At 65.8% G+C, this 13,963-nt stretch carries 3 protein-coding genes; 1 reads left to right on the top strand and 2 read right to left on the bottom strand.

Going from position 1 to position 13,963, the window contains the following annotated elements:
• Window positions 1-25: 25 nt before the first annotated feature.
• Together EN862_RS05510 and EN862_RS05505 are read right to left on the bottom strand one after the other, a co-directional pair.
• Window positions 26-6,079: a translocation/assembly module TamB domain-containing protein gene (locus EN862_RS05510; protein WP_127863168.1), complete on the bottom strand. Its 6,054-nt coding sequence runs from the start codon at window positions 6,077-6,079 to the stop codon at window positions 26-28.
• Window positions 6,080-6,081: 2 nt separating this feature from the next.
• Window positions 6,082-8,010: an autotransporter assembly complex family protein gene (locus EN862_RS05505; protein ID WP_127863167.1), complete on the bottom strand. Its 1,929-nt coding sequence runs from the start codon at window positions 8,008-8,010 to the stop codon at window positions 6,082-6,084.
• Between the two features lie 277 nt (window positions 8,011-8,287).
• Between EN862_RS05505 and EN862_RS05500 the strand changes: the two genes are divergently transcribed.
• A complete protein-coding gene (locus EN862_RS05500) occupies window positions 8,288-13,768 on the top strand; it encodes an alpha-2-macroglobulin family protein (RefSeq protein ID WP_127863166.1) in 5,481 nt (1,826 codons plus the stop codon).
• Window positions 13,769-13,963: the final 195 nt, after the last annotated feature.

Here is a 13,963-nt window from a genome sequence, read left to right as displayed (position 1 = left end):
CAGGTCGGGAAAGCGCGGCGCAACCTCAATATTCGCGTTCGTAAAAGACGCCGCCTTTTGCTTCGCCGGCGTCGTTGGCCTCGCCGCGCAGCTTGACGCCCTTCCCGACATTGAGGTCGATCGTCGCCTTGCCGGAGCCTGGCTTGTCGCCCTTTTGTATGGTCACATAGGTGCGGTCGTTGAGGTACTTGCCGGCCGAAACCGCCGTGCCGCCCTTCTCGTCCGTCGTCACGTCGAGATCGTCGACGCCGATGGCGCTTTGCAGGTTCTCTAGCAGCGAGGTCGAACCGCCGACGCCTGCCAGTTGCGCGGCGGCGCTCGCAAGTTGTGCGATCTGCAGCGGCGACAACTTGGACATGGATTGACCGAAGATGAGCTGTGCCAGGATCTCGTCCTGAGGCAGCGCCGGCACGGAGGAGAACGTGAACTTCGGATTGGTCGCCTCGCCCGAGACGGCGACCGTGACCGTGGCGGTGCTCGTCGTCGTGGTCGCCGTCATGTTCAGATAGGGCACCAGTGAACCCTGGAACCCGATCGTGCCGTCGGTGAAGGTCAGGCGCTTGGAAAGGATGATCAGCCGTCCGCGCTGCAGGGCGAAGGTGCCGATCGCCCTCGGCGCCGAAGCCGGGCCTGTCAGCTTCAGCGAGCCGCCGAGTTCGGCATCGACGCCCCTGCCCTGGATGAAAATCTGGTTCGGCGCGTTCACCGTCACGTCGAGCGTCAGGCCGCTGCCGCTGTTGCTGCTGCCGCCGGACGTCGCCGGGCGCAGCGCCTTGTCCTGCGCCCGCACGGACGCCGGCGCGTTCTTGTGCTTCACATCCAGCGCCGAAAGCGAACCCGGCAGCTTTTCAGGGACGGTGATGACTGTCCTCGCCAGGTTGATCGTGCCGGCGATCACCGGCGCGGAGACGAGCGGCCCCTTGACGGTCAGGTCACCGCCGAGATTGGCGGTCACCACCCGGCCGTCAGTATAGCGGCCGTCGGTGAGCTTGATCGACAGATCGGCCGGGAAGCCCTGCGCCGGCGTGATGCCCACGGTGCCGCTCGCCGACAGGCTGCCGCGCGTCGACAACGTTCCGGTCAGGCGGTTTATCCTGGCCACCCCGCCGCCGATCGAGACGTCGGCGGCGACATCGTTCACTGCCAGGCCGGAGCGGGCATCGATCAGGCGCGCACCGGATGTCGTGACTTTGCCACTGATAACCGGCGCAGATGCTGGACCACGCACCTGCACATCGACATTGGCGGTGCCGTTGAGCGCCAGCCCTTGCGCGGCGAGCTTTGCGGCCAGGAAGGAGAACGGCACCTTGCCGTTGAAGTCGAGCGCCAAGGTTGGGGTGCCCGCCGTCGTCACCGAGCCGCCGCCCTTGAGGCCGAGGCCCGCGCCGTCGCTGATGTTGGCGTCGAAAGCGAGCTTGTTGCCGGCAAAGGTTCCCGACGACGAGACATTCATGCCGCCGAGTCCGGCGCTGCGCGTCTGCGAGGTCTGCACACCGGAAGCATCGATCTTGAAGGCGACCGACGGGCTGGCCGGTGCGCCGGCGACCTTGACCGTGCCCGAGATCGAGCCGGCCGCGTCGAGGCCTGGCGAGAAACTGTTGGCGAGCGAGATCGGCACTCTCGCGAGATTGGCGTTGATGTCGAGCGCCTGCGCGACCTTGCCCGTGACCGTCGCCGTGCCGCCGCCGAGGTTGAGCACCAGCCGGTCGAGCGACGTCACGCCATTGGCGATGGTCACGGTCGAGGCCTGGGCGATCGCGGCCTTGATGCCTTGCACCGTCGCCTGGCCGGAGGCGAGCTCGATGGTCGTCGTGCCGTTCGCCACTTTCACCCGGCCGGCCGCCCTGGCCGGAATGTTCTTGACGGTGGCCCCGCCGGAAAAACCGGTCCAGTCGCCGTCGCGCTTCAGATCGACATCAATGCCGGTGACGGCGGTGCCACCCGAAGTGACACTCTCGGCACGCACCGTGCCTTGAATGACGGGGGCGGCCATGTAGTTCGCTATCTGCGCGTCGATGGCGACATTCCTGGCGGAGAGATCGCCGCGCTTGATCTGCGAGGTGTTCGCTTTCACCGCGACATTCGGCCCGCTGGCCGCCTTGGTAAAGGCGATCGTGCCGCGCACATTGCCCTCGGCCTTTTCCAGGGCGAGCGCGGCCAGCGGTCCGATATCGGGCAGGTCGAGCGAAACGGTGCCGACCGGCACGAAAGCATCATCGAGCACGAGATCGCCGGAAATCTTGTTCGGGCCGAGCGACAGCAGAAGCCCGTTGATCGCGCGGCTTCCATTGGTCGTGGCAAGCACCGCGCTGCCTTGCAAATTCTGCCCGGCGACATTGCCGGTGAGCTGCACATTGGCTGCCGGATTGGCGGCATCGGCCTTGCCGGTGGCCGTCAGCTTCAACCCGGTGATCTCGCGCGCCGCCACGAGGAGCCGGTCGCTGTCCACCGTCATCGACAGGTCGGGCGCGGTGACCGGGCCTTGCGCGTTGAGGGCAAAGGCGATGGCGCCCTTGGCGTCTTTCGAGAGCCCCGAAACGTCGCTCAACGCGCCCCTGATCCCGGCGGCCAGCTTGCCGTCGGCAAGGCTCGCCTGGCCATCGGCGCTGAGCGCCCCCGAATTGAGCTTCAGGCCGTCGATATTGACATTGCCATTGGCATCGCGCTTCAGCCCACCGCTCAGTTGCGCGGTCTCGCCAAGCACGCCGCGCACCGCCGCCGGCAAGGCGGAAGAGACGACATCGGCCTTCATATTGAGGTCGACGGCGCCGTCGCCCAGCGATATCCGGCCGGCGATCTGGCTGTTGAGCGCATCGCTGGTCAGCGAGCCGCTGTTGACGGCGACGGCATCGGGAGCCAGTCGGCCATTGACCTTGGCGATCACCTTGCCAGCGATCAGCGGTGCCAGCATGGGATTGTCGAGGCCGATCCTGTCCACCGAGACCGTGCCGGAAACCGGACCCGCCCGCCCCTTGAGGTCGAAGGCATCCGAATGCAGCGCCAGGGTGAGACCGTCCACCTTCGCCTGGCTCGCGGCAATGGAAGGCAGGATTGCGGACACATCGAGCCGCGCTTGCGTGCTTTCGCCCGCCATCTTTGCCGACAAGGACTGAACCGCGATCTTGACCGGGCTTTCGGCGCTGCCGACCGTCAACGGCAGGCTGGCCCCGGACGAGGTAAGATCGAGGGAGAAGTCGCTGGCGCCATTGGGATTGAGGGTGCCGGCGGCCTTGCCTGAAATCCCTTCGCCCGAGAGCGTGGCGTGGTCCAGGGCGACGCCGCCCGCCAGCGTGTAGCTGCCGGCAGCGTCCAGATCTAGCGGCCCGAGCCCCGCCTGCCGGGTCTGGCTGGTCTCGGCGCCCGCCACCTTCGCGTTGAACTGCACGTCGGGGTTGGACGATGGACCCGTGACGTGCGCCGTGCCCTCAAGCGTTCCGGCCCCGTCGAGGCCGGGCACGAAATCATTGGCGAGCGCCAGCGGCAGGTTGGCGAGGTTCGCCGTCAGGTCCAGGGTCTCACCGGCGCTGCCGGAAACCGTCGCCGAGCCGCCGCCGAGATTGAGCGCGAGCTTCTCGATTGCGGTCACGCCATTGGCGATGGAGAAGCTGGAAGGCTCGGCGATGGCCGCCTTGATGCCGCGCACCGTCGCCTCGCCGGACATGATTTCCACGCTCGTCGTGCCGTTGGCGATCTTCACCCGCCCGGTGGCGGTGGCCGGAATGCCGGACGCCGTGGCGCCGCCGGCAAAGTTCGTCCAGTCGCCGTCGCGCTTCAAATCGATGCCGATGCCGCTGATGACCGTGCTGCCGGAGGTCACATTGTCGGCCTTGATCGTGCCCGAGATCGCCGGCCCTTTCAGGTAGTTGGCGATCAGCGCGTTGACGGTGATGGCTTTCGCCGCCAGATCGCCGCGCGCGATCGAGGTGCTCGCCGCATTGATGGTGACGGTCGGCGCCTCGCCCTCCTTGGAGAAGGCGATCGTGCCGTTGATGTCGCCGGTGGCGGTCTGGTTTGCCAGCGCGGCGAGCGGCCCGATATCGGGCACGGCTAGCGTCAGCGTGCCGAGCGGGAGGAATTTGTCGTCGAGCGCGAGATCGCCCGAAACCTTGTTGTCGCCGAGCGCCAGACTGAGCCCATTGATCGAACGCTTGCCGTCGGCGGTCACCAGCGAAGCCTCGATGTCGAGCGCCTGCCCCTCGGCATTGCCGGTCAACGAGAGGTCAGCGGTTGGATTGGCGACATCGGCCTTGCCCTTGGCCGAGAGCTTGATGTCCTTCACCGTTCGGCCCGCCGCCGTCAGGCTGGCGCTGTCTGCCGACACCGTGAAATCCGGCGCAAGGCGCGAACCGCTTGCGCTCAGCGCGAAATTGATCCCACCGGCGAGCGGCGTGCCGGCGAGCGACGACAGCGGGGAGACATCGCCCAACGTGCCCTTGACGCTGGCCTGGAGGTCCGATCCCTGCATGCTGCCGGTGCCGCTGGCGCTGAGCGAACCGGAGCTGATCTCCAGCGAGTTGGCGGCGAACGCGCCTTGCGGATCGCGCGTGGCGGTGGCCGAGAATTTCACACGCTCGCCGAGCAGCGAGCTGATCTGCGGCGGCAACGCCTTCGAGACGGCGTCGGCATTCATCTTCAGCGTCATCGACAGGTCGGCCAGCGCCACATTTGCCGTCAGCCCGGCATTGAGCGCATCGCTGCGCAGGCTGCCCTTGTCGATGGTGACGGTCTCGCGGCTGATCGTGCCGGAAAGATCCGCCGCGAGCTTGCCGGTCACCAGCGGCGCCAGCGTCGCCACATCGGTCTTCAGCCCGGCGGCGGCGAGCTTGATGCTGACCGGTCCGCTGCGGTTTTCGATGTCGAAGCCGTCGGAATGGACCTCACCCGTAATGTTGTTGAGCTGGGTGCCGCCGACGGCGACCGACGTGAGCGACGTGCCGATATCGACCATCGGCGCTTTGCCGTCGCCGAAGGCGCGCACCGTGGCCTTTTCGACCGCGACCAGGATCGGAACAGCGCTGTTGCCGACATCGACGGTGACCGGCTTGTCCTTGGCGGAGAGCTCGACCGACAGGTCGCTGGCGCCCTTCGGATCGACATTGCCGGTCGCGGCCCCGTGCACCGAGTCGCTCTCGATGGTGGCCTGCTCGATGTCGACCCCGCCCGATGCGGTCGCCGTGCCGGCGAGGTCGAAGCTCGTCTTGCCGGCAAACAGCGCCTTTATCTTCTCCGGCAGGAAGGGCTCAAATTCGCCGTCGCCCTTGGCCTCGATGCGGCGGCCCTTGTCGGTCAACTGGTGCCGGCCAGTCAGCTGGCTGACGATCCGGCCGTCGACCATGAAGGTGCCGACGCCGCTCCAATTGCCCAACGGCCCGCTGCCGGAAACGACGATGTTGACGGGCGGCCCGTCCGGCAGCTTGAGCAAATTGGCGATGATGCCGCCCGCCGGCTCCGACGCCTTGAGATCGAGGTCGAGCTTGTTGTCGGCCGGCGCGAAGTGGATCTTGGCGTCGACATTGCCTTGCTTGCCGTTATGGCGGGAGACGTTCAGCACGCTCTCGATCGCCAGCGGCGACGGATCGGCCTTGAGCGAGCCCTTGGCGGCCAGCTCGGCGATGCCGCTGCCCGCCAGCTCTTGTCCCAGCGCGATCTCCGGCAGGTCGATCTGCTTCACGTCGATCGACACCGGCAGGCTGGACGAGCCGCCCTGCGAAGGCTGCTGGCTCGGCTGCGGCAGCCGCGCCAGCTCGATGCGTTCGGCGGCGAAGCGGTCGGCATTGAAATTCCGGGAGAGCAGCGCCGTCGGCGACCAGTCGAGCGCCACCTTGCGCGCCACCATCCAGGGGCCTGCACGATCTTCCAGCACGACATGGTCGACCCTGAGCGCGCCCGACCAGATGCCTTCGATGCCGGCGACCGTAACCTTTCGGTCCTCGTTCGAAGCCATTTTGGAAATGAGGCTCGCGAGGTTCTGGCGGCCGCCTTCGGTGCCGGTCAGCACGAACAGCGCGCCGATCGCCACCACCAGCAGCAGAAGCAGCGTGTAGATCAAGATGCGGAGGATGCGCCAAAAGATCTTCATCGTCAGAACGCCTGGCCGATGCCGGCATAGATACCGAAATGCGGATCGCCCGGATCCCGGTTGAGCGGCACGGCCGCGTCGATGCGCAGCGGGCCGAACGGCGTAATGTAGCGCAGACCAACGCCGGCGCCGACCTTCACATCCGAGAAATCGGGGAAGGATTTGGTCGAGACCGTGCCGGCATCGACGAAGGGCACGATGCCGATCGTGTCGGTGACGCCGATGCGCATCTCGACCGAGGTTTCGAAGAAGGAGAGACCGCCGATCGGCTGGCCGTCAACGTCCTTGGGGCCGATGCCCTGGTAGGAATAGCCGCGCACCGAGCCGCCGCCGCCGGAATAGAAGCGGCGGTCGGCGGGCACGTTCTGCAGCCCGGTGCCGACGATCGAGCCCAGCGTCGCGCGTTCGGCGAGCACGAACCGGCTTGCCGTGTCGAGCGACTGGTAGGTGTAACCCTCGCCCTTCAGCTTCAGGAAGGTCGCCCCGTTCAATATGTCGTAGCTCGGCTCGGCATAGGCGAGGAAGCGGAACCCTCTGGTCGGGTTCAGCTTGTTGTCGCGGCTGTCATAGACATATTGCAGCGGCACGCTGGCGATCAGATAGGTATGCTTGCCGAAGGCGTCGGTGATCCGCGAATAATCGAGGTCGAATTCGGCCGAGACCCGCTGCTTCTTGTCGAGGTCGTAGGAAACGCCCACGTCACCCTTGACCGAGAAATGGTCATAGGCATCGGGGTGCTCGAACACCGTCTTGATACCGGTGAAGAATTTCGACGTCGGCCCCAGCACGCCCGGCTTCTCGAACATGACGCCGGCATTGTAGTTGAGCGCCGAAATGCTGTTGCTGCCGATGCCGCTGATCGAACCGTCGATGCGCAGCTTCTCGGCCTGGCCGAACAGGTTGCGGTGTCCCCAGTAGCCTTCGAGCCCAAGCCCTTCCGTGTTCGAGAGGGTGCCGCCGAGGCCGAAGAAGCGCGGCATGCGCTCGCTCACCTGGACGTCGATCGGGATATTGCCGTTGGCGTCGAGGCTGTCGGCTTCCTTGATGGTCACGCTGTTGAAGACTTCGAGCCCGAGCAGCCGGTCGCGGGCATCGTCGATCTCCTGCGGCGAATATTGCTGGCCCCGCTTCAGCCCGGTCATATATTCGGTGAAGTCGCGATCGACCTTCTCCGTGCCCTCGACCGTCGTGTCGCCGTAACCGGCGATCGGGCCGGCGGCCACCGTCAGCGTCACGTCCAGCGTCGAGCTGGAGTGCTCGGCGACGATCTCGCGGTCCGTGACCTTGGCCAGCGGCCTGCCCTCATCCTTCAGCGCTCGCACGATCAGCGCTTCGGCCTTGAGCACGGCGCCGGAGCTGGCATCGCCGCTGGCGATCAGCCCGAAATCGGCGCTCGCCAGCCCGGCGGCATCGCCCTTCAGCCGGATATTGCCCAGTGTGAATTTCGGCCCCGGCGCGACGCTGACGACGACCGGAATGGGCTGCGGCCCCTTAAATTCGGCATCCGGCGGCAACTCGTCGATCGACTTGCCTTCGATCGTTATGGTGACCACGCCTTCATAACGGGCATCGGCGTAGAGCGCGGCGACCAGTTGCTCGCGGTCGCTGCGCGCCTTGGCCATCAAGCCGAGCGATCCCGACACCGGGTGATCCTCGTCGTTTTTCAGCGCGGAGGCGTTTTCGAGCCTTTTTAACAGGTCTTTATCGGCATCTGGCGCATCAATGGTCACCGAATAGCGCAGCGGATCGACGATGTCGGCGTCCTCGTCCTTGGATGAGCCCCAAAGCTTGATGCCGAAAATCTCGAAAGCGGCCGCAGGCCGCATCTCCCCGGCCAGCACGGTCGAGCAGACGAGCGCAAAAAGCAGGGCGCGCGGAAGCCCGCGCCCTGGCGCGAACCCTCCTGACATCTGCGTTTCACGCGCCGGCATTAAGACAACCTAGTCGACAAAACTAAAATTGGAATGAAGTTCCGAAACGTTCGTAAAGGGGCCACAATCCAATTGTCTGAAATAGACCGGGCTTGGAATTCACACCTTTTGCATTTTGGCAAGAAAGTGTGATCCGTCTCACAGAGGTTCTGTCGAAATACCGGCCTTTGGCCGGCATGGAAACCGTTCGCGGGTGAAAAACCTGCGGCGCTCCGGCGTTGACAAGCCTGCACGAAGCTTGATCATGCCCGGACGCTGGCGATGTCTGGAGGGTGGTATGGCAATGCGCGCGGCTCGTGGTCTCTCTTTCCTTCTCCTTATCTTTTTCACCCTGGGCGGGGCGGCCCTTGCGGCCGAAGCCCGGCGAATCGTCACGACCGACAATTCCGACTATTTCGGCTTCGACCTGAGGTCGGAGCAGAATGTCAGCCTCGACCAGTGCAAGACCACATGCCTCGGCGATACCGCCTGCCGCGCCTTCACCTACAACACCAAGGCGAAGTGGTGCTTTCTCAAATCCGACTATAATCAGTTGAAATCCTTCACCGGCGCCGTCGCCGGCAAGATCGCGAACGTCGATGGCGACCCCGATATCGGCGCTCCGCCGGCACTGGCCTTCTTCCCGAACTGGATGGCGGACCAGGCCCAGCAGTTCCGCAATAAGCTGACCGACCCGGCCTACGACAAGCCGACCGAGGGCCTTGCTGCCCTGCAGGCCGAAGCCGAGCAGGCCTCGCTGACCGGCGACCATCGCCTTGCCATGCAGAAATACCAGGCCGCGATCTCCGTTCTGCCCGATGACGGCGAGCTCTGGCTGGCGCTGGCGCATGAGATACTGGCCGTGGAGCCGGCTTCGAACACCACCGAACCCGCGACGTTCCCGATGAACGCCACCTCGGCGGCCTTCAACGCCTACAAGCTGGTGCGCACGGCAAAGACCCGCGCCGAGGCGCTGGCGCTGCTTGCCGCCGGCCTCGACAAGCGCGACCTCTACCGTCCGTCGCTTCAGGCCTATGAGGCGAGCCTTGCGCTGGTGAACTCGCCCGCCGTCCAGGCCGACTATGCCGACCTCAAGGCGCGCAAAGGTTTCCGCGTCGTCGAGCACACCGTCGATGCCGATTCCTCCTCGCCGCGCATCTGCGCCCAGTTCTCCGAGGAACTGGTCAAGACCGGCGTCGACTATGCGCAGTTCGTGACCGTCGACAACGCGGCACCCAAGGCCGTCGAGGCCAAGGACAAGCAGATCTGCGTCGAGGGTCTGGAACACGGCCAGCACTACGACATCACCTTCCGCGCCGGCCTGCCGGCCGCGGTCGGCGAGACGATCGCCGCGCCCGTCGTGCTGTCGATCTATGTCCAGGACCGCGCTCCGTCCGCCCGCTTCACCGGCGACAGCTTCGTGCTGCCGGCCGGCGCGCGCCGCGGCATTCCGGTCGTCACCGTCAACATGAACGCCGCCAAGATGACGCTCTACCGCATCGGCGACCGTTCACTGGCGCAGCTTCTGTCCGGATATCAGTTCCTGCATCAGCTCGACGGCTATGACATTTCAACCATTTCCGACCAGATGGGCGCGCCGGTCTGGTCCGGTACGCTCGACATCGCCAATGATCTCAACAAGGAAGTGACCACCTCTTTCCCGGTGGATGAGGCGATCCCGCAACGCAAGCCCGGCGTCTATGTGCTGACGGCGCAGCCGGTCGACGACAAGAGCGATGACTATGGCTCGCGCGCCACGCAGTGGTTCGTGGTCTCCGACATCGGCCTCTCCACCTATACCGGCCAAGACGGGCTCAACGTCTTTGCGCGTTCGCTGGGCTCGGCCAAGCCGATTTCCGGCGCCGAACTGACGCTACTCGCCAAGAACAACGAGATCCTCGGCACGGCGACCACCGACGCCGAGGGCCACGCCGTCTTCAATCCGGGCCTTACCCGCGGCGAAAACGGCATGGTGCCGGCCGTGCTGATGGCCAAGCAGGGCGACAACGACTTCGTCTTCCTCGACATGGGCAAAGCCGGCTTCGACCTGTCGGATCGTGGCGTCGAGGGGCGCGCCTCGCCGGGCGCGCTGGACGTCTATGCCTGGACAGAGCGCGGCATCTACCGCGCCGGCGAGGACGTGCATGTCGCGGCCCTTGCCCGCGACGGCGCCGCCAAGGCGGTCGATAACCTGCCGCTGACCTTCATTTTCACCCGACCCGACGGCGTCGAGAACCGCCGCGTGGTCAGCAACGGCGAGTCCGCTGGCGGCCACGCCGTCGACCTGCCGCTCGAGGCCAATGCCATGCGCGGTACATGGACGGTGTCGATCTACACCGATCCCAAGCAGTCGCCGGTCGCCAGCCAGATGTTCCTGGTCGAAGACTTCGTGCCGGATCGCATCGAGTTCGACCTGACCGCCGACAAGAAGGAGATCGCCCAGGGCGAAACCGCCAACGCCACCGTCGACGGCCGCTTCCTTTACGGCGCGCCGGCCGCGGGCCTTGCGCTCGAAGGCGAGATGACGCTGTCGACCACCAGCAGCTGGGACAGCTTCAAGGACTTTACCTTCGGCCTCGCCGACGAGCAGTCGAGTGAGCCGACCGTGACGCCCCTCGCCAATCTTCCGGTCGTCGGCGACGAGGGCAAGGCGACGTTCCCGATCACCATCGATCAGCTGCCCTCGACCACCAAGCTGGTCAACGCCAAGGTCACCGTGCGCATGCGCGAAGCCGGCGGCCGCGCCGTCGAGCGCTCGCTCGACATCGGCGTTCGCCCGCCGCGCGACGTCATCGGCATTCGCCCCGATTTCGAGGGCGATGAGGTGCCGCAAGGCGGCATCGCCAAGTTCAGCATCATCGCCGTCGATCCGAACGGCAAGCGCGAGGACCTGAAGGGCGTCCAGTGGTCGCTGGTCAAGGTCGAGCGCAATTATCAGTGGTACCGTTCCAACAATTCCTGGAACTACGAGGCGGTGAGCCTCACCAAGGCGGTGGCAAACGGCGCGGTCGACCTGAAGGCCGATGGCGAGGCGACGGTGTCGCTGCCCGTCGACTGGGGCCGCTATCGGCTCGAGGTCGAGACGGCTGACCCGGATGGTCCGGCGACCAGCTATGATTTCGATGCCGGCTGGTATGTCGCCTCGACCACCACCGAGACCCCCGACGGCCTCGAGATCGCCCTGGACAAGGATACTTACGCCGCCGGCGAAGTCGCCAAGCTGAAGGTCTCGCCGCATTTTGCCGGCGAACTTCTGGTCACCATCGGCGCCGAAAAGCTGTTGAAGACCGTCACCGCTTCGGTGCCGGCCGGCGGCAGCACCGTCGACATCCCGGTCGGCGACGACTGGGGCGCCGGCGCCTATGTCACGGCGACACTGTTCCGGCCCGGCGACGCGCAGGAATCGCGCATGCCGGCCCGCGCCATCGGCATCCAATGGCTGTCGGTCGATCCGGGCTCGAAGAAGCTGGCGGTCTCGCTGACCCCGCCGGAAAAGACCCTGCCGCGCCAGCAGCTGTCGATCCCCGTTGCGGTCAACGGCGCCCAACCGGGCACCAATGCCTATGTGATGGTGGCTGCCGTCGATGTCGGCATCCTCAACCTCACCAACTACAAGGCGCCCGATCCTGAGGACTGGTTCTTCGGCCAGCGCATGCTGGGGCTGGAGATCCGCGACCTCTACGGACGCCTGATCGACGGCTCGCTCGGCACAATGGGCAAGATACGCACCGGCGGCGACGGCGCCAACATGCAGGCGCAAGGCAGCCCGCCGACCGAAAAGCTGGTCGCCTTCTTCTCCGGCCCGGTCGAGCTCGACGCCAACGGCAAGGCGCGCATCGACTTCGACATCCCGCAGTTCAACGGCACCGTGCGTGTCATGGCGGTCGCCTGGACCAAGGAAGCCGTCGGCCATGCCCAGACCGACGTCATCGTGCGCGATCCGGTGGTGATCACCGCCGCCCTGCCGCGCTTCCTGGCGCCGGGCGACGCCGCAACCATGCGGCTCGACATAGCCGACACCGATGGCCCGGCCGGCGACTATGCGCTGTCGGTCACCACGACCGGAGATCTCACGACCGGCGACAAGCCGTTGCCGGAAAAACTGACGCTCGCCCAGGGCAAGCGTCAGTCGCTCACCTTCCCGCTGGTCGCCAAGACCGCGGGCGATGCCTCCGTCACCGTCAAGCTTGCGCATGCCGACGGCACCCAGGTCGAGCAGACGCTTTATCTGCCGGTGCGGCCGGCGCAGCTTCCGGTCACCAACCGTATGGTTGTCGACCTGAAGCCGCATGGCGGCTCGCTGCGGGTCGACAAGGAGCTGCTTGCGGCCAGCGTGCTCGACGGCGCTTCGGTCAGCGTCGGCGTTTCGCAGTCGTCCGCGCTCGACGTGCCGTCGCTGCTGATGAGCCTCGACCGCTACCCCTATGGCTGCGCCGAACAGACCACCAGCCGCGCCATGCCGCTGCTCTATGTCAACGACATGGCCAAGAGCATCGGCATGGAAAGCGATCCGGACCTGCATCAACGCATCCAGGACGCCATCTACAAGGTGCTGTCCTATCAGTCGGCAAGCGGCAGCTTCGGCCTCTGGGGACCGGGTTCCGGCGACCTGTGGCTTGACGCCTATGTCAGCGAGTTCCTGACCCGGGCGCGCGAGGAGAAGTATGATGTTCCCGCGCTGGCGATGAACCAGGCGCTGAACAACCTGCAGAACTCGCTCGGCTACGACCAGGACGTCCAGGACAAGGGCAGCGATATCGCTTACGCGCTCTATGTGCTTGCCCGCAACAAGAAGGCCTCGATCGGCGATCTGCGCTACTACGCCGACACGCAGCTCGAAGCCTTCTCCAGCCCTATGGCGGTCGCACAACTGGCGGCGAGCCTAGCGCTCTACGGCGACACGCAGCGTTCGGAAGCCACGTTCCAGACGGCGCTCAGGCTGGCGCAGGCTGAAACCGACTACGACTGGTACCGCTCGGACTATGGCTCGCGGCTGCGCGACGGCGCGGCGATACTGGCGCTGGCGGCGGAATCGAAGCCGGCGCCGAGCATCATGCCGCAACTGATCAAGCTGGTGGGCGTGGCGCGCGCCGATGCCCGCTGGACGAGCACGCAGGATGAATCCTGGATGCTGCTTGCCGCAAGGGCGCTGAAGGAAGGCAATGATTCCATCACGCTTTCCGTCAACGGCGCGCCGCATTCGGGCGGATATTCCGACCAGGTCGCCGGCAGCGACCTCGTCGACAGTCCGCTCACCATCGCCAACACCGGCGCGACGCCGCTGCAGGCGGTGGTGACCGCGGTCGCCGCGCCGGTCGATCCGCTGCCCGCCGGCGGCGACGGCTTCACCATCGACCGCACCTACTACAAGCTCGACGGCACAGAAGCCAACGTCACCGAAGCCAGGCAGAACGAGCGCTACGTGGTCGTGCTCAAGGTCTATGAGCAGAACAAATGGCCGTCGCGGCTGCTGATCACCGATCTGTTGCCCGCCGGCTTCGAGATCGACAATCCGAGCCTGGTGTCCAGCGCGCAATTGTCGAACTTCTCCTGGCTGGCGCAGACCGACGCCGCGCATCTGGAGTTCCGCGACGACCGTTTCGTCGCCGCCTTCAACCCGAACGAAGGCGACGGCGACCGCAACATCACGCTGGCCTATGTCGTGCGTGCCGTGACGCCGGGCACTTACGCCCATCCGGCGGCAACGGTGGAGGACATGTACCGGCCGCAATATTCGGCCCGCACCGCCACCGGCGTGATGGAGGTGAAGGCGGAGTAAGCGGCTTGATAGACATAGCGATGGCGCTGCCCCTCATTGTCCTGCCGGACATTTCTCCCCGTATAGTGACGGGGAGAAAGGGGCTTGCGCCGACGCTTTCGCCAATCGGCAACGTCGCAAGACAGAAGCCGACATCGCAGCCAGCCCCCTTCTCCCCGTCACTATACGGGGAGAAGGTGCCGGCAGGCGGATGAG

Source organism: Mesorhizobium sp. M2E.F.Ca.ET.219.01.1.1 (genome assembly GCF_004016445.2).
Taxonomy (GTDB): Bacteria; Pseudomonadota; Alphaproteobacteria; order Rhizobiales; family Rhizobiaceae; genus Mesorhizobium.
Note: the sequence above shows the minus strand (reverse complement) of the source record. Positions and strands in the feature narration are given on the sequence as shown.